The following is a 17,808-nucleotide window of genomic DNA, read 5'->3' as shown; positions in this document are numbered from 1 at the left end:
AGATGAAGAAGACGATGCTGCGCCCCCTGCTCATGGCCCTGTGCACCGCCGCTGCAACCGCGGCCTTCGCGGCCGACCCCGCGCCGCAGGCGACCTCGCCGACCAATCCGATCGGCGGCAAGGCCGCTGCCGCCAAGCCCGCGGCGGGCCAGCCCCGGCTCATCTCGTGGGAAGAGCTGGTGCCCAAGGACTGGGACCCGATGAAGGAATTCAAGGGCATGGACCTGAGCAAGCTCGAAGACGGCGATCCGCGCGCCAACGACTTGCTGCTGAAGATGCAGGAGGTCTCGAACAACGCGCCGACCAATCCGGCGATGAACGGCGTCGAGGTGAAGATCCCGGGCTTCATCGTGCCGCTCGAGGAGAACAAGGGTGAGGTCACCGAGTTCCTGCTGGTGCCCTACTTCGGCGCCTGCATCCACACGCCGCCGCCGCCGGCCAATCAGATCCTGCACGTGCGCCCGCGCCAGGGTGCGAAGTTCCGCGCCATGGACACGGTTTGGGTCACCGGCAAGCTGCAGACCCTGCGCAACGACTCGATGATGGGCGTGAGCGGCTATCACGTCACGGCCGAGAGCGTGACCAAGTACACGGGCGGCGCCAAGTAGCTGCCAGCGCTGTCGCGCGGGGATCGCGTTCGTCCTACGCGCATGTCATGCAGACCCTCACAGGGTCGGCACGGTGCGATTTCTAGTGTGGCCCCTGGCGCAGGCACGCGGCTGCGCCGCCCACGAAATCCACCCACGACATCCCACCAAAGGAATCAGCATCATGAGCAAAGCACCTCCCAAGAAGAACGACGCCGTCGATCTACTGGACGCGGACCACATCGCCGTGAAAAAACTGTTCCAGGAATTCAGCAAGCTGGCCGAAGCCAAGGCGCCCGCCGATCAGCGCGAGGCCTTGGCCGACCAGATCTGCCGCGAGCTGAGCGTGCATGCGCAGATCGAGGAAGAGATCTTCTATCCGGCGGCGCGCGCCGCCATCCACGACGATGCGCTGCTCGACGAAGCCACCGTGGAGCATTCGACGGCCAAGGAACTGATCGCGCAGATCGAATCCATGGGCCCCGAGGAGGCGCTGTTCGATGCCAAGGTGATCGTGCTCGGCGAATACATCGATCACCATGTGAAGGAAGAGCGCGAACAGATCTTCGACAAGGCGCGCAAGTCCAAGATGGATCTGGTCGCGCTGAAGGAGCAGCTCGCGGCGCGCAAGGAGGAGCTGATGCAGCACCAGGAAGCGATGGCCTGAAGCCTATGATGGACAGGCCGGTGCCATCCGCGGCATCGCCCCTGTTCCATCGTCAAGGAGCGCTCCATGTCCAACCACGTCTACAAACTCCTCGAACTCACCGGCTCCTCGCCCACGAGCAGCGACGACGCCGTGCTGCGCGCGATCTCGAAGGCCAGCGAGTCGGTGCGCAACATCCAGTGGTTCGAGGTCACCGAGACCCGCGGCCATGTGCAGGACGGCAAGGTGGCGCACTGGCAGGTGACGCTGAAGGTGGGCTTCACGCTCGAAGACTGAAAGCCCGCGCGCGGCTCAGCCTGCGCCCGGACGCCGCGGCGCAGGCTGGTCGTGCTGCTTGCCAGCGCCGCTCTGAGGCCCGGCGCGCTCGAGCACGCTGATCTGGCCGTCGCTTTCGAGGTAGGCGAGCCGGATGGCGTCCATCGCTTCGATCCCCTTCTCGCGCAGCTTGGACTTCAGTTCGTCCTCGGTGATCAGGTTGCGCTTGAGCGCCTTGCAGACCATCTTGCCGTCGCGGACCAGCGGTTCGGGCGGCGGCTCCATCAGGCGCTTGATCGCTTTGCTGCGGAAGCTGGCCCAGTCGAGCATGTAGTTCCAGGCCGCCAGCGTGGCGAGCAGCACGAAGCCCTCGGCGATCGAGCGGTATTCGCCCTGCATCGCGTTGCTCGATGCGTCGGCGATGAGCACGACGAACAGCAGATCGGCGATGCCCAGCGATCCGGCATCGCGCCGCAGGATGAAGCGGAACAGCAGCAGCAGGAACCAGTAGATCGCGCTGCCGCGCAGGATGATCTCCCACACCGGTATGTGGAAGGCGAACAGCTCGGCCAATTCACCGTCCATGCGCCGACCTCGACCTGGAGTTTCAATCCGGCGCTTGCATCACGCGGTCGAACTCCTCGTCGGCCGGCACGTTGTCGGCATCGAGTTCGCTGGCGTCGGTCAGATCGATGCCGGTCTCCTCCGACAACTCGTCAGCAGCTTCGGCCTCTTCTTCTTCCTCGGCCTCGGCCTCGTCTTCGGGCAGCTCGTCGTCGAGTTCGTCGTCCGTCGGGTTGTCGCTTGTAACAGCGGAACGCAGCGGGGGATCGGCGCTGGTCATGATCGGCTCCTTGACTGATGGATCGCGTTGGGCAGCCCCCAAGTGTGAGCCTCCTCGGTCGCGTTGAACAGCCCCGAGTGTGGACCTACGGCGCAGGCCGGCGTGTCGGAGAGCGCCCCATCTGCGCCTTCAGTGCTTGTGGCCGTGCTCTTCGTGCGCGTGCGCCGGATCGGTGTGTTCGTGGTCGCCGTGGGCCAGCCGGCTCACCCCCATGACCAGCAGGATGCCGACCGCGAGCCAGGCGATCTGCAAGGCGGTCTGGCGCGCGGCCAGGCGCTTCTGCAGTTGCGGGATCAGGTCGGCCAGCGCGACGTAGACGAAGCTGCTGGAGGCCAGCACCAGGAAGTACGGCAGCCAGCCGTGCAGCCGATCGACCAGCCACCAGCCGGCCAGCCCGCCCAGCGCGGTCATAGTGCCGGCGAGCGAGACCTTGATCAGCGCGGCGCGCGGATTGGGCGAACTCTGGCGCAGCACGACCAAATCGCCGATGTGGTGCGGCACCTCGTGCGCCAGCACCGCGAGCGCCGCCACCAGGCCCAGGCGCAGGTCGGCGATGAAGGCCGACGCGATCAGGATGCCGTCACCGAAGCAGTGCACGCTGTCGCCGGTGAGCACGGCCCAGCCGCCACCCTTGGAAGTGTGGCCATGAGGATCCGAATGGGCGTGCGCATGGTCGTGCCGATCGTGGTGGTCATGCCCGTGCGCTTCGCGGGCCTCGCCATCGTGGTGATGCTCGTGGCCGTGGTGCCACAGCTCGGCCTTGTCGAGCAGGAAGAAGAAGACCAGGCCGAACAGCAGCACGCCGAACAGCAGGCCGGGCTCGATGCGGCTCTCGAAAGCCTCGGGCAGGAGATGCATGAAAGCGGTGGCCAGCAGCGCGCCGGCGGCCAGGCTCAGCAGATGCTGCGGATTCACGCCGCCGCCGCCGCTCTTCACGCCCACGCGCAGCAGCAGCGCGGCGATCCAGACACTTCCGATGCCGGCGACCAGGGTCGCGGCGATGATGGCTAACAGGTTCATGACTGCTTCATAAAAAATAAAAGCCGCCCATCGGACGGCTTTCGGTGGAAAGCGGCTGGCGAATGCCGCTCTCTAGGCGACACCGTTGGCTTGGAACCAGGCCAGGGTGCGCTTCCAGCCGTCTTCGGCAGGGCCGGCAACGTAGCTCGGCCGGTAGTCGGCATGGAAGGCATGGCCCGCTTCGGGGTACACGACGAACTGGGAGGCCTTGGCCGCCGGAGTGCCGGTTGCCAGAGCCGCTTTCATCTTATCAACCGTGTCAAGGGGGATGCCCTGGTCCTTGCCGCCATAGAGGCCGAGCACCGGCGCCTTGAGGGTGGCGGCGATGTCGATCGGATGCCTGGGCGTGAGTTCGCTGGGCTGGCCGACCAGGCGGCCGTACCAGGCCACGCCGGCCTTGACCTTGCCGGTGGCTGCATAGAGCCAGACGATGCGGCCGCCCCAGCAGAAGCCGGTGATCGCGGCCTCGTCCACGTCGCCGCCGTTGGCGGCCGCGTATTTCAGCGCGCCGTCGAGGTCGGCCATGACCTGGGCATCGGGCACCTTGCTGACCACCTCGGCCTGCAACTTCGGAATGTCGGTGTAGGTCCTCGGGTCGCCCTGCCGCGCATAAAGCTCGGGCGCGATCGCCAGGTAGCCGGCCTTGGCGAAGCGCCGGCAGGTGCCGGCGATGTACTCGTGCACGCCGAAGATCTCCTGGATCACGAGCACCACCGGCAGACCGGTCTTGCCGGCCGGTGCAGCCGCATAGCCCGGTACGTCGAAGCCGTTGACGTTGTACTTGATGGGGCCGGCCTTGAGGCCGTCGGCCGGAGTCTTGATCGCGGTCTGCGCAGCGATGGGCAGCGTGGCGGCCGCGTAGCCGACGCCGATCGCAGCTTTCAGCGCGGTGCGGCGCGTGGCGCCCTGTTCCGTGCTTTCGCCGGGGCGAAGCGAATCGAATTCGGCTTTCAGCTCGGAACCCGTATCGAATTGAGGCATGTCGTATTACTCCAGTTGATCGACGGACAAAGAAGGCGCAGCTGCGAAGCGCACGCCGCAATGTAGGCGATCAGAGCGGAGAATGCGCCGCGAGGTTGCGTGCTCCGCCGGAGGCGCGCGTCGACCCGTCAGGTCGCTGGCTTGTCGCTCGGAGTTTTGATGTTGTCGCGCAGCTGCGGGCTCATCGGCAGGTTGAGCGGCGCGTTCTTCGGCGCGATCGGCGACATGAACCACTTGTTGTACATCTTCTCGAACTCGCCGCTCTTCATGAGGCCGACGATGGTGTCGTCCACCACCTTCTTGAAGGCCGCGTCGTCCTTGGGCAGCATGCAGGCGTAGGGCTCGACCTGCAGCGCATCGCCGACCACTTCGAATTCGGCCGGGTTCTTGGCGTTGGCGATCAGGCCGAAGAGCAGGATGTCGTCCATCGCGAAAGCCACCGCCCGGTCGCTCTCGACCAGCAGGAAAGCGTCGGCATGGTCCTTGCCGAGCACGATGTCCATGTCGAGATTCTTCTCGGTGTTGTACTTGCGCATGACCAGCGCGTTGGTGGTGCCGGTGGTGCTGGCCACCGTCTTCTTCGCGAGGTCGGCGTAGTTCTTGATCTTGGACGACTTCTTCGTCAGCAGGCGCGTGCCGGTGTAGAAGTGGTTGATGGCGAAGGACACGTCCTTGCCGCGCGCGCTGTTGTTGGTGGTCGAGCCGCACTCCAGGTCGATGGTGCCGTTCTGGATCAGCGGGATCCGGTTCTGCGAGGTCACCGGCATCAGCGCCACCTGCAGGTTCGGCTTGTTGAGCTTCTTCTTCACCGCCTCGACCACCGCGTTGGACAGCTCGACCGAGAAGCCGATCGGCTTGTTCGGGCCGTCGAGATAGCTGAAGGGCACCGAAGACTCGCGGTAGGCCAGCGTGATCTTGCCGGACTCGGCGATCTTGGCCAGGGTGTCGGCGGCTTGCGCGCCCGTCGCGGCAACGGTGAGCAGAACGGCGGCCATCAATGCGGAAAGTTTCATGCGAGCCCTTTCGGTGGATATGGAATGTGTTGCGGAGTGTAGGAACGATTCATGCGCCGGTCACAATTCCTTTTGCGCCCATGGCCATGACCAAAAGTTATGGGCAGCCACCGGAGGGCATGAGCTTTGGCTATGGCCCGCGGCGGTTTTGGCATTTCACGCTCGAACGATGCGGCCCTAGAGTCGCTCGCATCCAACAACAAGCAGCGACAGGAAGGAGCGTCATGCATGTGTGCGTGCTGGGTGCCGGCATCGTGGGCCTGGCCACGGCCTGGCAATTGAACCGGCAGGGCTTCGAGGTGAGCGTGATCGATCGCGCCGCGCCGGGCGCCGGTGCGAGCGGCGGCAACGGCGCCCAGCTGAGCTATTCGTATGTGCAGCCGCTGGCCGATCCCTCGATCTGGAAGCAGCTGCCCAAGCTCCTGCTCTCGCCCTCCTCCCCGCTCAAGCTGCGGCCGCAGCTCGACCCGCTGCAGTGGCGCTGGGGCCTGGCCTTCCTGGCGGCCTGCAACGCCCGGACCTCGCGCGACACGACGATGCGCCTGCTCGCGCTCGCCGCGGAGAGCCGCTGCGCCTTCGAGCAGATGCTGGCCGATGTGGCGCCCGACTGCGACTTCTCCGCCACCGGCAAGCTGGTGCTCTACGCGAGCGCCGGCGCGCTCGAAGGCGCGCGCCGGCAACTCGAACTGCAGCAGGCGATGGGCAGCGAACAGCGCCTCGTCACGCCCGAGGAGTGCATCGCGATCGAGCCCGCGCTGGCCGGCTACCGCGCCCGGATGGCCGGCGCCATCCACACGCCGAGCGAGTGCGCCGCGGACTGCCTCAAGGTCTGCATCGCACTCGAGCGCGCGCTGCGCGCGCGCGGCGTGGGCTTCGTGCTCGATTGCGAAGTGCGCGGCTTCGATGTCCGCAACGACCGCGTGACCGCGGTGCAGACCGGCGCCGGCGACGTGGAAGCCGATGCCTTCGTCATGGCACTTGGCGCGGCATCGCACCGGCTTGGACTCCAGTTGGGCGCCTACCTGCCGGTCTATCCGCTCAAGGGCTACAGCATCACGGTCGACGTCGATCCGGCGCCCGGCGCCGCGCCGCAGGTGAGCGTGACCGACAGCGCACGCAAGGTGGTGTTCGCGCGCATCGGGTCGCGCTTGCGGGTGGCTGGCATGGCCGAGCTCGTGGGGCACGATGCGAGCATCCCCGCCACGCGCATCGAGACGCTGGCCGAGGCGACGCGCGCCGTGTTCCCGCAGGCGAGCCGCTTCGAGGTACTGCATCCCTGGACCGGCATGCGCCCGGCCACGCCGACCGGCGTGCCGATCATCGGCCGCCTGGCGGGCGCCCCGTCCAACATGCTGTTCAACACCGGGCACGGGGCGCTGGGCTTCACGCTGGCTTTCGGTTCGGCGCAGCGCGTCGCGCAAAGCCTCGTCTAAGCCGTCTAAGCCATTCCTTCGATCGCCTCGCGCATGCAGCGCGTGATGCCGCGAACCGCCACCGAGTCGGGCTTGCCGGCAAAGCGCAGCGCGCGAATCGGCACCGGGATGTGCGGCTCCAGCGTCAGCACGTCGACCTTGGTGCGATCGGCCGAGTTCGCCGTGCAGCCGTCGACCAGCGCGACCCCGAGCCCGTGGTGCGCCATCGCCAGCGCCGCGTGGTAGGTCTGCACCGTGACCACCGCCTGCTGGAAGCCCACGCCGGCCTGCCGGCAGGCCTGGCTCAGGCTGGTCCCGACGGGATCGCGGCTGTCCAGGCCGACCACCGGCAGGTTCACCAGGTCGTGCAGCGCCGCCGAGCCGTTGCGCACCAGCGCGCGCGGCAGCATGCCCTTGGGCGCGATGCACACCATGCGGCTGTCCGCCAGCGTCTCCTGCGTGAGCGAGGGATGGACCGCGGGACTGAAGGCGAAGCCCACGTCGGCCTCCTGCAGCAGCAGGGCCGACATGATCTGCGGCGAATGCAGCGACTCCACCGTGACGGCGATGCCCGGGTGCTTCTGGCGGAAGCTCTTGAGCGCGCGCGGCAGCACCTCGTAGCTGAGCGCGAGCACGGTGAGGATGCGCAGCTCGCCCACGTCGCTGGCGCTGCGCAGGTTGGCGGCCAGCCGCTGTACCTCGTCGAGCTGCGCGAACAGGCGCTCGATGTGCGGATAGAGCGCCAGCGCCTCGGTGGTCGGCGTGAGCCGCCCCTTGGCGCGCTGGAAGAGCGAGAAGCCGAGCTGGATCTCGGCATGCTGCAGTGTGCGGCTGACCGCCGGCTGCGTGATGTTGATGAGCCGCGCCGCCGCGCTCACGCTGCCGGTGAGCATGATGGCGTTGAAGACTTCGATATGGCGCAGGCGCATCGCGGGACGCAAATAGCCGGCCGTTAGTGGTCGACCTTGCCGCGCGAGATGTCCATGATCATGCGTGCCGCGAGGTAGAGCCGCGGCTCGATCGAATCGATCAGCACGTATTCGGCATCGGCCGAGTGCGCGCCGAAGCCCTGCAGGCCGAAGCGCTCGACCACCGGCGCCTTCGTCTTCAGCGCGGCGAAGGCGGCATCGGTGCCGCCGCCGGCCACCTTGTCGTCGGCGCCCAGCTCGCGGCCGAACTCCTTGTAGACCTGCTGCGCATGGCTGGCCAGCGCACGCGAGGCGTCGGTGGCCTCCAGCGGGGGACGGCGGCGCTCGAACTTCATCTCGACCTTGGCTTCGGGAATGAGCTGCTTCTTCACGCGCTCCTGCACCTGCTTTTCGATGCGGTCGTAGTCGCCGACCTTCAGCACGCGCACGTCGGCGCCGGCGCTGGCCGCGGCCGGGATCACGTTGCGGTTGCTGCCCGACTTGGAGATGGTCCAATTCATCTTGAGGCCGGTGGCCGGGTCGGACAGGTCACGCATCTGCAGGATCTGGTGCGAGAGCTCGTAGAGCGCGTTCACGCCGAGCTCGGGCGCCGAGCCCGCGTGCGAGGCCTTGCCCGTGACGTTGAGCGAGACCGAGGCGATGCCCGCGGTGGCGAGCGAGAGCTTGTCTTCCTTGACGGAGGCGCCTTCGTAGGACATCACCACGTCGTGCTCGCCGCCCAATCGGGTGATGAGGTTGCGCGAACCGGGCGAGCTGATCTCCTCGTCGCCGTTGATCAGCACGGTGAGCGTGCCGTACTCCTTGAAGTCCAGCGCCTTGAGCAGGGCGACGGTGTGCGTGATGACTGCCACGCCCTGCTTGTCGTCGGCAATGCCGAGGCCGTAGGCCTTGTCGCCTTCGATGCGGAAGGGCTGCTTGGCGAGCATGCCGATCTGGTAGACCGTGTCCATGTGCGCGATCAGCATGATCTTCTTGCTGCCGGTGCCTTTCCAGGTGGCGCGCACGACCTTGCCGATCTTCTCGGGCGTGTCTTCCATGCGGTAGGCATCGGCCGTCGGGTCGATCAGCTCGACCTGGCCGCCGAGCGCCTTGAACTTATCGGCGATCAGGTTGGCGATCTTGTCCAGGCCTTCGAGGTCGCGGCTGCCGGACTCGATCGCGACCAGCTGCTTCAGCGTTTCGAGCAGAGCGGGTTTTTCCTTGGCCGCCAGCGCGGCGATGCGCTCGTCGGGTGCGGCCGAGGCGACACCGAACCAAGCGGCACAGACGGTGCCGATGACGAAGGCATGCAGATGACGCGGGAGTTTCATTCTTCTTTCCTTGGGTTGTCGTTCGTCAATGCGCCTTGTCCCAGTTGGGACCAAAGCCGATTTCGGCCAGCAACGGGACCTTGAGCTCCGCCACGCCGGCCATGAGTCGCGGGATCTCGGTGCGGACCCACTCGACTTCGTCTTCGGGCACTTCGAACACCAGTTCGTCGTGCACCTGCATGATCATCTTCGTGCGGCGCTTTTCGGCATCGAGCACCTCCTGCACCTTCACCATGCTGAGCTTGATCAGGTCGGCCGCGGTGCCCTGCATCGGCGCGTTGATCGCCGCGCGCTCCGCCCCGCCGCGCCGCGGGCCGTTGGGCGAATTGATCTCGGGCAGATAAAGGCGGCGGCCGAACACAGTCTCGACATAGCCCTTCTGCTTGGCCAGCGCCTTGGTCTCGTCCATGTAGATCTTCACGCCGGGATAACGCGCGAAATAGCGGTCGATGTAGGAGGCCGCGGCCTTGGTCTCGATGCCCAGATTGCGCGCGAGGCCGAAGCTGCTCATGCCGTAGATCAGCCCGAAGTTGATGACCTTCGCATAGCGGCGCTGCTCGCTCGAAACCTGCTCCACCGCCACGCCGAAGACTTCGGCCGCGGTCGCGCGGTGCACGTCGATGCCTTCGGTGAAGGCGCGCAAGAGCGACTCGTCGCCACTGATGTGAGCCATGATGCGCAGCTCGATCTGCGAATAGTCGGAGCTCGCGATCACGCTGCCGGCAGGCGCCACGAAGGCCTCGCGCACGCGGCGGCCCTCGGCGGTGCGGATCGGGATGTTCTGCAGGTTGGGGTCGTTGCTCGACAGCCGCCCGGTCACCGCGACCGCCTGCGCATAGTGCGTGTGGACGCGGCCCGAGCGCGGGTTCGCCAGTTGCCCGAGCTTGTCGGTGTAGGTGCCCTTGAGCTTCGAGAGGCCGCGGTGCTCCAGGATCTTGGCCGGCAGCGGGAAGTCTTCGGCCAGTTTTTCGAGCACCTCTTCGTCGGTGCTCGGTGCGCCGCTCGGCGTCTTCTTGACCACCGGCAGACCCAGCTTGGTGAAGAAGACCTCGCCGATCTGCTTGGGCGAACCGAGGTTGAAGGGCTGGCCCGCAAGCTCATAGGCCTCCTGCTCCAGCGCCATGATCCGCTTGCCGAGCTCGTTGCTCTGGGCGGCCAGCGTGGGTGCGTCGATCAGCACGCCGTTGCGCTCGACGCGGTAGAGCGCTTCGCTGGACGCCATCTCCAGCTCGTAGATGTAGCGCAGCTTCTCGTCGGCCTCGAGCTTGGGCCACAGCGCGAGGTGCACGTCCAGCGTCTGGTCGGAGTCTTCGCACGAGTACTCGGCGGCCTTCTCGATCGAAACCTGGCTGAACGGGATCTGGTGCGCGCCCTTGCCGCAGAGGTCTTCGTAGTCGATGCCAGTGCGGCCCAGGTGCCGCTCGGCCAGGCTGGCCAGGCCGTGCGGCTTGTGCACTTCGAGCACGTAGCTCTGCAGCATGGTGTCGTGCGCGTAGCCCTGCACCTCGATGCCGTGGTTGGCGAACACGTGGCGGTCGTACTTGACGTGCTGCCCGAGCTTCTTCTTCGTGCCGTCCTCGAGCCAGAGCTTGAGCTTCGCGAGCACCTCGTCGCGCGGCAGCTGGGCCGGCGCATCGGGGTAGTTGTGGGCCACCGGAATATAGGCCGCCTCGCCGGGCTTCACGCTGAAGCTGATGCCGACGATCTCGGCGCGCATCTCGTCGAGCGAGTTGGTTTCAGTGTCGATCGCGACCAACTCGGCCGCCTGGAGCTTCGCGAGCCAGGCGTCGAAGGCCTCCCAGTTCATGACCGTGTCGTAGGCCAGGTTGGTGGCCTTCGCCGCGGCCTCGAAGCCCGGTTCGTCGAACAGGCCGGTGCCGCCTTCGGGGCCTTTTTTCTTCTTGTTCTCCTCGATCAGCTCGGGCGAGACCTCGTGCGCTTCCAGCGTCCGCACCAGGCTCTTGAAACCGTACTTCTCGTAGAAGCCCTTCAGCTCGTCGATCTGCTGGGGGCCGATGGCGATGCCGGCCAGCGAAGGCAGGCCGCTCACGTGGCCATCGAGCTCGCAGTCGGTACGGATGGTCACGAGGCGCTTGCCTTGCGGAAGCCAGTCGAGCGCCTTGCGCAGGTTCTCGCCGGCCTGGCCCTTCACCTCGCCGGCGCGGGCGATCAGCGCATCGAGCGAGCCGTATTCGAGCAGCCATTTGGCGGCAGTCTTCGGGCCGACCTTCTCCACGCCGGGCACGTTGTCGACGCTGTCGCCCACCAGGGTCTGGTAGTCGATCATCAGGGTCGGCGGCACGCCGAATTCGGCCGTCACGCCCGCCACGTCGCGCTTCTTGCCGTTCATGGTGTCGATGATGGTGACGTGCTCGTCGACCAGCTGGCTCAGGTCCTTGTCGCCGCTGGAGACGATCACCTCGATGCCCTGGTTGGCCGCGGTGCGGGCCAGGGTGCCGATCACGTCGTCGGCCTCGATGTCGGGCACGCACAGCACCGGCCAGCCGAGCAGCTTGACCACCTGGTGGATCGGCTCGACCTGACTGCGCAGGTCGTCGGGCATCGGCGAGCGGTTCGCCTTGTATTGCGGATACCAGTCGTCGCGAAAGGTCTTTCCCGGCGCGTCGAACACGCACGCTGCGTAGTCGGCCCGCACCTCGCGGCGCAGCGCCTGCATCATGTTGATCATTCCGCGGATGGCGCCCGTGGCCGGGCTGCCGGCATCGCCCGGCACGGCGCGCAGATCGGGCATCGCGTGGAAGGCGCGGTAGAGGTAGCTCGAACCATCGACGAGCAGCAACGTTTTCTTGTCGGTCATCGGAGCATTTTGCCGTGCCGCGCTCGGGCTTCCGCACGACGGCGAAGATCGCCGCCGGCTGACACCTGCCGCGAGGCCGGCGCCTACAATCCTCATCATGTCCTCCCCAACCCTTCTGCTCGTTCGCGGCGCCCTGACGGCCGCCCTGGCTTGCGCCGCACCGCTGGCCGCCGTTCACGCCCAAAGCGCGCCGCCGCCCGGCGCCCCGCAGGGCCAGGAACAGGCAGCATCGCCGCGCCAGAACCAGAAGATCGAGCACATCCACGTCGAAGACAGCGGCGCCGCGGTCGACGAAGTGCGCTACGGCGGACAGACCCAGAGCATCACGGTGACGCCGAAGGCCAACGTGCCCTCCTACGAGGTGTTGCCGAACTACGGCGGGCGCGACCGCCAGGGCCAGTCCGAAACCGGCACCGGCGGCAACGGCCCGCGGGTCTGGAACGTGCTCAAGTTCTGAGCCCGGGCGGTGGCGGTCTTCACTGAAGTCGGGTTCGACGAAGCCGATGCGCTGGTGCAGCGCCTCGGCCTGGGCCCGCTCGCCTCGCTCAGAGGCATCGAGGGCGGCATCGAGAACACCAATTACTTCGCGAGCACCGCGTCGGGCGAGTTCGTCCTGACGCTGTTCGAGCGCCTGGGCGCCGAACAACTGCCTTACTACCTCTGCCTGATGAAGCATCTGGCGGCGCGCGGCATTCCGGTGCCGGAGCCGGTGGCCGACCCGGCCGTGGCGCCGCCCGACGGCCACGCGCTTTCCATCCCCGCCAATGCGCCCTGCGAGTTCCTGCACAAAGTGGCCGGCAAGCCGGCGGCTCTGGTGCAGCGGCTGCAGGGAAAGAGCGAGCTGGCACCGACGGCCGCGCATTGCGCCGAGCTGGGCCGCCTGCTGGCGCGCATGCATTTTGCGGGTCGCGACTTTCCGCGCATGCAGCCCAACCTGCGCGGCCTAACCTGGTGGAACGACACCGAGCCGGTGGTCCTGCCCTACCTTGACGCTCCGCAAGCCGCGTTGCTGCAAAGCGAGCTCGCGTACCAGAACCACGTCGCCCAATCCTCGGCCTACGCGGCCCTGCCGCGCGGGCCGGTGCATGCCGACCTGTTCCGCGACAACGCGATGTTCGACACCGAAAGCGAGACGCCGCGCCTGACCGGCGTGTTCGACTTCTATTTCGCCGGCACCGACAGCTGGCTGTTCGACCTCGCCGTGTGCCTGAACGACTGGGCCATCGACCTGCAGAGCGGCCGCCACGATGCGGCCCATGCCGACGCCCTGCTGGCTGCCTACGGCAGCGTGCGGCCGCTGACCGGAGCCGAGCGCGCCCTGCTGCCCGCCATGCTGCGCGCCGCGGCGCTGCGCTTCTGGATTTCGCGGCTGTGGGACTTCCACCTGCCACGGGAAGCGAGCATGCTCAAGGCCCATGACCCGACCCATTTCGAGCGTGTGCTGCGCGAACGCGTCCGTGCGCCGGCGGCACTGTTCTCCTCTTTCGAAGGCACGCGTCCGACTGCCGAGCCGCTGGCCGCCTGAGGGGCCTGTGTACGGGCCCTAATCCCATGAAACTGAATCTCGTGCCGGCGCGCACCGGCGCCGAATGGGTCCGCCTCGGACTCAAGACCTTCTGGCGGCAGCCGCTCGCCTTCATCTCGCTGTTCTTCCTGTTCATGGCGGCGATCTCGATCGCTTCGCAACTGCCCTTCCTCGGCAGCGTGCTGGCACCGATCCTGCTGCCCTTCATGACGCTCGGACTGATGGTCGCCACCTCGGTCGCGTATGCCAACGACACCCAGAAGCCGGCCGCCCCGGCCATGTTCATCGCCGCAGTGGGCGCCGTGCGTGCCGAATGGCGGCGAATGGTCGTGCTGGGCATCATTTCGGCGGTCTATTTCGTCGCCGCCGTGGGGGTTTCGGCCCTGATCGACGGCGGCCAGCTGGCGCGCGCCTACCTGCTGGACGAAACGCTCACGCCCGAGGTGATCGCAAGCAGTGACTTCCAGACCGCGCGCCTGTTCGTCATGGTCCTCAATCTGCCACTGTCGCTCGCGATGTGGCACGCGCCGGCACTCGTGCATTGGCACCAGGTCGAGCCGGTGAAGAGTCTGTTCTTCAGCCTGGTCGCGCTGTTTCGCAACTTCGGCGCCTATGCGATGTTCTGCCTGTCGTGGTTCGGCGTGTTCCTCGCTGCGGGCATCGGCATCGGCCTCGTGGCCACGGTGCTGGTGGGCGTCGGCGCGATCGGCATGGGCGACGGCGCCTCGGCCATCGGCGGCGCGCTGATGATCGGCAGCGCGCTGGTTCTGGCGGCGATGTCGCTGAGCTCGACCTGGTTCACCTTCCGGGACAGCTTCCGGGCTGATTAGCAGTCTTTATACGGGCGTCAACTTGGCGACCGACAGCGCCAGCCACTTGACCCCGTGGCGGGGAAAGTTGATCTGCGCACGCGCATCGTCGCCGCTGCCTTCCAGTGCCAGCACCGTGCCTTCGCCGAACTTGTTGTGGAACACCTGCATTCCGGAGCGCAGGCCGTGCGAAGGCGCGCTCTTCTGCGGCGGCACCGGCGGGCTGGCGAATGTGTCCTTGCCGTATCCGCCGGCCCCGCCGCGCGTGGTCGCGTAACCGCCGCCGTAGCCGAAGGCCGAGGGTGCAAAGCCCTGGTTCTTGGGCGTCAGCCACTTGAGTGCGCCTTCGGGCAGCTCGTCGAAGAAGCGGCTCTTCACGTTGTAGCGCGTCTGGCCGTGCAGCATGCGCGTCTGCGAATGGCTGAGATACAGGCGCCGGCGCGCGCGGGTGATGGCCACGTACATCAGCCGGCGCTCCTCTTCGAGGCTCTCGTAGTCGCTCATCGAGTTCTCGTGCGGGAACAGGCCCTCTTCCATGCCGGTGATGAACACGCAGTCGAATTCGAGGCCCTTGGCCGCATGCACGGTCATCAGCTGCACCGCATCCTGGCCGGCTTGCGCCTGATTGTCGCCCGACTCCAGCGCGGCATGGGTCAGGAAAGCCGCCAGCGGGCTCATGGTTTCGCCAGTTTCGGCATCCGGCGCCAGCGGCTCGTCGATGACGGGGCGGTTCGGGTCGAGGCCCTGGCTGGCCGGCGACTGTCGCAGCTCGTCGACCGGCATCGCCACCGCGTCGCGGCCGAAGCCTTCCTGCGTGACGAAGCTCTCGGCCGCATTGACCAGTTCTTCCAGGTTTTCGATGCGGTCGGCGCCTTCGCGGTCGGCCTTGTAGTGCTCGATCAGGCCGCTGTGGTCGAGCACCAGCTCGATGATCTCGCGCAACGACATGCCTTGCGTCTGCTCGCGCAGCACGTCGATCCTGGCGACGAAAGCCGACAGGTTGGAGCCGGCCTTGCCGCCCACCGCGTTGACCGCGTCGTGCAGCGAGCGGCCGGCCGCGCGGGCCGCGTCCTGCAGCTGCTCGATGCTGCGCGCGCCGATGCCGCGCGGCGGGAAGTTGACGATGCGCAGGAAACTGGTGTCGTCGTCCTTGTTCTCAAGCAGGCGCAGGTAGGCCAGCGCATGCTTGATCTCGGCGCGTTCGAAGAAGCGCAGGCCGCCGTAGACGCGGTACGGCACGGCCGCGTTGAAGAGCGCCGTTTCGATCACCCGGCTTTGCGCATTGCTGCGGTAGAGCACCGCCATTTCCTTGCGTTCGATGCCGTCGCGCACCAGCTGGCGCATCTCCTCGACCATCCATTGCGCCTCGGCGAAGTCGCTGGTCGATTCGTAGACGCGCACCGGCTCGCCCGGGCCTTGGTCGGTGCGCAGGTTCTTGCCCAGCCGCTTCTTGTTGTGGCTGATCAGCTCGTTGGCCGAATCGAGGATGTTGCTGAAGCTGCGGTAGTTCTGTTCGAGCTTGATCTGCTGCGAGACGTCGAACTCGCGCACGAAATCGGCCATGTTGCCCACCCGCGCGCCGCGGAAGGCGTAGATGCTCTGGTCGTCGTCGCCGACCGCGATCACGCTGTTGTCGCCGGGCACGAAACGGCCTTCGACGGTGCTGCCCGAAAGCATCTTGATCCATGCGTACTGCAGACGATTGGTGTCCTGGAATTCGTCGATCAGGATGTGGCGGAAGCGCCGCTGGTAGTGCTCGCGCACCGGGTCGTTGTCGCGCAGCAGTTCGTAGCTGCGCAGCATGAGCTCGCCGAAATCGACCACGCCTTCGCGCTGGCACTGCTCTTCGTAGAGCTGGTAGAGCTCGACCTTCTTGCGGTCGTCCTCGCTGCGGATCTCCACATCGCGCGGGCGCAGGCCGTCTTCCTTGGCGCCGGCGATGAACCACTGGGTCTGCTTGGCCGGGAAGCGCTCGTCGTCGACGTTGTACTGCTTCATCAGCCGCTTGATGGCCGAGAGCTGGTCCTGCGTGTCGAGGATCTGGAAGGTGGACGGCAGGTCGGCGAGCTTCCAGTGCGCGCGCAGGAATCGGTTGCAAAGGCCGTGGAAGGTGCCGATCCACATGCCGCGCACGTTGACCGGCAGCATCGCGGTCAGCCGCGTCATCATTTCCTTCGCCGCCTTGTTGGTGAAGGTCACGGCCAGGATGCCGCCGGGCGACACCTGGCCGGTCTGCAGCAGCCAGGCGATGCGGGTGGTGAGCACCCGCGTCTTGCCCGAGCCGGCGCCGGCGAGGATCAGCGCGTTGCCGGCCGGCAAGGCGACCGCGGCCCGCTGCTCGGCGTTGAGGTTGTGCAGCAGGGGCGAATCTGCGGTGGCCGCGAGGTCGGTGAACATCCGTCGATTGTAGAAAGCACGGCGTATGCGGGTTATACGAAGTGCCTGAGCACGCGTTTCCGATCGGGCGCGTAAAATCAGTTACCGGGCCCAAGTTTCTTGCGCCCGGTTTTTCGTTTGCGAAAGCCGGCCGGACCAAGCGCTCAATTCCCGGACGCCGCAGGGCCGCCCCAAGGCGGCCGAGCCTCCCCCTCGGGGGGTGGCGAAGCACACGAAGTGGCGAGCCGGGGGGCAGTCATTTCATAGGAGCTTGGTTTTATGCAGATTTTCGACTACGACAACATCCTCTTGCTGCCCCGCAAATGCGTGGTCGAGAGCAGATCCGAATGCGACGCCAGCGTCACCCTCGGCGGCCGCAGCTTCCGCATCCCGACGGTGCCCGCCAACATGAAGACGGTGGTCGACGAGACCATCTGCACCTGGCTGGCGCAGAACGGCTACTTCTACGTGATGCACCGCTTCGACCTCGACAACCTGCAGTTCGTGAAGGACATGCATGCCAAGGGCGTGTTCGCATCCATCTCGCTGGGCGTCAAGAAGCCGGACTACCAGACGGTGGACCAGCTGGCCGCCGCCGGCCTCACACCCGAATACATCACGATCGACATCGCGCACGGCCATGCCGACAGCGTGAAGAACATGATCGCGTACCTCAAGAAGAAGCTGCCGAAGGCCTTCGTGATCGCAGGCAACGTCGGCACGCCCGAGGCCGTGATCGACCTAGAGAACTGGGGTGCGGATGCAACCAAGGTCGGCGTCGGTCCGGGCAAGGTGTGCATCACCAAGCTCAAGACCGGTTTCGGCACCGGCGGCTGGCAACTGTCGGCGCTCAAGTGGTGCGCACGCGTCGCCACCAAGCCGATCATTGCCGACGGGGGCATCCGCGACCATGGCGACATCGCCAAGAGCATCCGCTTCGGCGCCTCGATGGTGATGATCGGCTCGCTCTTCGCCGGCCACGAGGACTCGCCGGGCCAGACGGTGGAAGTCGACGGCGTGCTCTTCAAGGAGTACTACGGCTCGGCCAGCGACTTCAACAAGGGCGAGTACAAGCACGTCGAGGGCAAGCGCATCCTCGAGCCGATCAAGGGCAAGCTGGCCGACACGCTGGTCGAAATGGAGCAGGACATCCAGAGCTCCATCAGCTATGCGGGCGGGCGCAAGCTCATGGACATCCGCAAGGTCAACTACGTCATGCTCGGCGGCGACAACGCGGGCGAACACCTGCTGATGTAGGCCGC

The 17,808-nt window shown here is 66.5% G+C and carries 17 protein-coding genes; 8 read left to right on the top strand and 9 right to left on the bottom strand.

Annotated elements, in window-relative coordinates:
• Positions 1-2 precede the first annotated feature (2 nt).
• From ACSQ9A_RS07740 to ACSQ9A_RS07730, 3 genes are all read left to right on the top strand, one after another.
• The gene (locus ACSQ9A_RS07740; protein WP_436292649.1) at positions 3-608 is read left to right on the top strand and encodes a DUF3299 domain-containing protein; all 606 of its coding nucleotides are present in this window, start codon (positions 3-5) and stop codon (positions 606-608) included.
• A 163-nt stretch (positions 609-771) separates the two neighbouring features.
• Entirely contained in the window at positions 772-1,254 is a 483-nt protein-coding gene (locus tag ACSQ9A_RS07735) for a hemerythrin domain-containing protein (RefSeq protein ID WP_093106333.1), read from the top strand.
• Between the two features lie 66 nt (positions 1,255-1,320).
• Positions 1,321-1,530, top strand: coding sequence for a dodecin (locus ACSQ9A_RS07730; protein WP_093106336.1), 210 nt, complete (start codon positions 1,321-1,323; stop codon positions 1,528-1,530).
• Between the two features lie 15 nt (positions 1,531-1,545).
• On the opposite strand, the gene ACSQ9A_RS07725 is transcribed toward ACSQ9A_RS07730, so the two are convergent.
• The 5 genes from ACSQ9A_RS07725 to ACSQ9A_RS07705 form a co-directional block, all read right to left on the bottom strand.
• On the bottom strand, positions 1,546-2,094 hold the full coding sequence (locus ACSQ9A_RS07725; RefSeq protein ID WP_436303216.1) for a DUF421 domain-containing protein: 549 nt from the start codon (positions 2,092-2,094) through the stop codon (positions 1,546-1,548).
• Positions 2,095-2,116: 22 nt separating this feature from the next.
• Positions 2,117-2,353: a hypothetical protein gene (locus ACSQ9A_RS07720; RefSeq protein ID WP_093106340.1), complete on the bottom strand. Its 237-nt coding sequence runs from the start codon at positions 2,351-2,353 to the stop codon at positions 2,117-2,119.
• A 129-nt stretch (positions 2,354-2,482) separates the two neighbouring features.
• A complete protein-coding gene (locus ACSQ9A_RS07715; protein ID WP_436303215.1) occupies positions 2,483-3,373 on the bottom strand; it encodes a ZIP family metal transporter in 891 nt (296 codons plus the stop codon).
• A gap of 72 nt (positions 3,374-3,445) precedes the next feature.
• Entirely contained in the window at positions 3,446-4,354 is a 909-nt protein-coding gene (locus tag ACSQ9A_RS07710) for a dienelactone hydrolase family protein (protein WP_436303214.1), read from the bottom strand.
• Between the two features lie 128 nt (positions 4,355-4,482).
• A complete protein-coding gene (locus ACSQ9A_RS07705; RefSeq protein ID WP_436303213.1) occupies positions 4,483-5,367 on the bottom strand; it encodes a transporter substrate-binding domain-containing protein in 885 nt (294 codons plus the stop codon).
• A gap of 224 nt (positions 5,368-5,591) precedes the next feature.
• On the opposite strand from ACSQ9A_RS07705, the gene ACSQ9A_RS07700 reads away from it, so the two are divergent.
• A complete protein-coding gene (locus tag ACSQ9A_RS07700; RefSeq protein WP_436303212.1) occupies positions 5,592-6,800 on the top strand; it encodes a D-amino acid dehydrogenase in 1,209 nt (402 codons plus the stop codon).
• Between the two features lie 5 nt (positions 6,801-6,805).
• On the opposite strand, the gene ACSQ9A_RS07695 is transcribed toward ACSQ9A_RS07700, so the two are convergent.
• From ACSQ9A_RS07695 to polA, 3 genes are read right to left on the bottom strand one after another with little or no spacing between them, the layout of a single operon-like run.
• Positions 6,806-7,708 (bottom strand): LysR family transcriptional regulator, encoded by a 903-nt coding sequence (locus ACSQ9A_RS07695; protein ID WP_093106353.1) that lies wholly within the window; start codon positions 7,706-7,708, stop codon positions 6,806-6,808.
• Between the two features lie 23 nt (positions 7,709-7,731).
• Complete coding sequence (locus ACSQ9A_RS07690) at positions 7,732-9,018, bottom strand: M20/M25/M40 family metallo-hydrolase (RefSeq protein WP_436303211.1); 1,287 nt, start codon at positions 9,016-9,018, stop codon at positions 7,732-7,734.
• A gap of 25 nt (positions 9,019-9,043) precedes the next feature.
• Entirely contained in the window at positions 9,044-11,836 is a 2,793-nt protein-coding gene (gene polA, locus ACSQ9A_RS07685) for a DNA polymerase I (protein ID WP_436303210.1), read from the bottom strand.
• Positions 11,837-11,933: 97 nt separating this feature from the next.
• On the opposite strand from polA, the gene ACSQ9A_RS07680 reads away from it, so the two are divergent.
• Genes ACSQ9A_RS07680 through ACSQ9A_RS07670 form a run of 3 tightly spaced genes read left to right on the top strand, consistent with a single transcriptional unit; the run spans position 11,934 to position 14,191 of the window.
• Positions 11,934-12,293: a hypothetical protein gene (locus tag ACSQ9A_RS07680; protein WP_093106361.1), complete on the top strand. Its 360-nt coding sequence runs from the start codon at positions 11,934-11,936 to the stop codon at positions 12,291-12,293.
• Positions 12,294-12,302: 9 nt separating this feature from the next.
• Positions 12,303-13,361 carry a homoserine kinase gene (locus tag ACSQ9A_RS07675; RefSeq protein WP_436303209.1) on the top strand — a complete coding sequence of 353 codons (1,059 nt, stop codon included), beginning with the start codon at positions 12,303-12,305 and terminating at the stop codon, positions 13,359-13,361.
• Between the two features lie 26 nt (positions 13,362-13,387).
• Positions 13,388-14,191, top strand: a complete 804-nt coding sequence (locus ACSQ9A_RS07670) for a BPSS1780 family membrane protein (protein WP_093106366.1) — start codon at positions 13,388-13,390, stop codon at positions 14,189-14,191.
• 6 nt (positions 14,192-14,197) lie between these two features.
• Here the strand turns inward: ACSQ9A_RS07670 and ACSQ9A_RS07665 are convergent, their stop codons facing one another.
• Positions 14,198-16,567, bottom strand: a complete 2,370-nt coding sequence (locus tag ACSQ9A_RS07665) for a UvrD-helicase domain-containing protein (protein WP_436303208.1) — start codon at positions 16,565-16,567, stop codon at positions 14,198-14,200.
• A 258-nt stretch (positions 16,568-16,825) separates the two neighbouring features.
• On the opposite strand from ACSQ9A_RS07665, the gene ACSQ9A_RS07660 reads away from it, so the two are divergent.
• Positions 16,826-17,803 carry a GMP reductase gene (locus ACSQ9A_RS07660; RefSeq protein ID WP_093106371.1) on the top strand — a complete coding sequence of 326 codons (978 nt, stop codon included), beginning with the start codon at positions 16,826-16,828 and terminating at the stop codon, positions 17,801-17,803.
• Positions 17,804-17,808 lie beyond the last annotated feature (5 nt).

This window comes from Variovorax sp. LjRoot290, assembly GCF_964253985.1.
Taxonomy (GTDB): Bacteria; Pseudomonadota; Gammaproteobacteria; order Burkholderiales; family Burkholderiaceae_C; genus Variovorax.
Note: the sequence above shows the minus strand (reverse complement) of the source record. Positions and strands in the feature narration are given on the sequence as shown.

Excerpts from the sequence above, each read along its gene's own strand:
- ACSQ9A_RS07695 (WP_093106353.1), bottom strand. The coding sequence starts at position 7,708 with ATGCGCCTGCGCCATATCGAAGTCTTCAACGCCATCATGCTCACCGGC.
- polA (WP_436303210.1), bottom strand. The coding sequence starts at position 11,836 with ATGACCGACAAGAAAACGTTGCTGCTCGTCGATGGTTCGAGCTACCTC.
- ACSQ9A_RS07720 (WP_093106340.1), bottom strand. The coding sequence starts at position 2,353 with ATGACCAGCGCCGATCCCCCGCTGCGTTCCGCTGTTACAAGCGACAAC.
- ACSQ9A_RS07690 (WP_436303211.1), bottom strand. The coding sequence starts at position 9,018 with ATGAAACTCCCGCGTCATCTGCATGCCTTCGTCATCGGCACCGTCTGT.
- ACSQ9A_RS07735 (WP_093106333.1), top strand. The coding sequence starts at position 772 with ATGAGCAAAGCACCTCCCAAGAAGAACGACGCCGTCGATCTACTGGAC.
- ACSQ9A_RS07680 (WP_093106361.1), top strand. The coding sequence starts at position 11,934 with ATGTCCTCCCCAACCCTTCTGCTCGTTCGCGGCGCCCTGACGGCCGCC.
- ACSQ9A_RS07730 (WP_093106336.1), top strand. The coding sequence starts at position 1,321 with ATGTCCAACCACGTCTACAAACTCCTCGAACTCACCGGCTCCTCGCCC.
- ACSQ9A_RS07665 (WP_436303208.1), bottom strand. The coding sequence starts at position 16,567 with ATGTTCACCGACCTCGCGGCCACCGCAGATTCGCCCCTGCTGCACAAC.
- ACSQ9A_RS07725 (WP_436303216.1), bottom strand. The coding sequence starts at position 2,094 with ATGGACGGTGAATTGGCCGAGCTGTTCGCCTTCCACATACCGGTGTGG.
- ACSQ9A_RS07670 (WP_093106366.1), top strand. The coding sequence starts at position 13,388 with ATGAAACTGAATCTCGTGCCGGCGCGCACCGGCGCCGAATGGGTCCGC.
- ACSQ9A_RS07660 (WP_093106371.1), top strand. The coding sequence starts at position 16,826 with ATGCAGATTTTCGACTACGACAACATCCTCTTGCTGCCCCGCAAATGC.
- ACSQ9A_RS07710 (WP_436303214.1), bottom strand. The coding sequence starts at position 4,354 with ATGCCTCAATTCGATACGGGTTCCGAGCTGAAAGCCGAATTCGATTCG.
- ACSQ9A_RS07740 (WP_436292649.1), top strand. The coding sequence starts at position 3 with ATGAAGAAGACGATGCTGCGCCCCCTGCTCATGGCCCTGTGCACCGCC.
- ACSQ9A_RS07705 (WP_436303213.1), bottom strand. The coding sequence starts at position 5,367 with ATGAAACTTTCCGCATTGATGGCCGCCGTTCTGCTCACCGTTGCCGCG.
- ACSQ9A_RS07715 (WP_436303215.1), bottom strand. The coding sequence starts at position 3,373 with ATGAACCTGTTAGCCATCATCGCCGCGACCCTGGTCGCCGGCATCGGA.
- ACSQ9A_RS07700 (WP_436303212.1), top strand. The coding sequence starts at position 5,592 with ATGCATGTGTGCGTGCTGGGTGCCGGCATCGTGGGCCTGGCCACGGCC.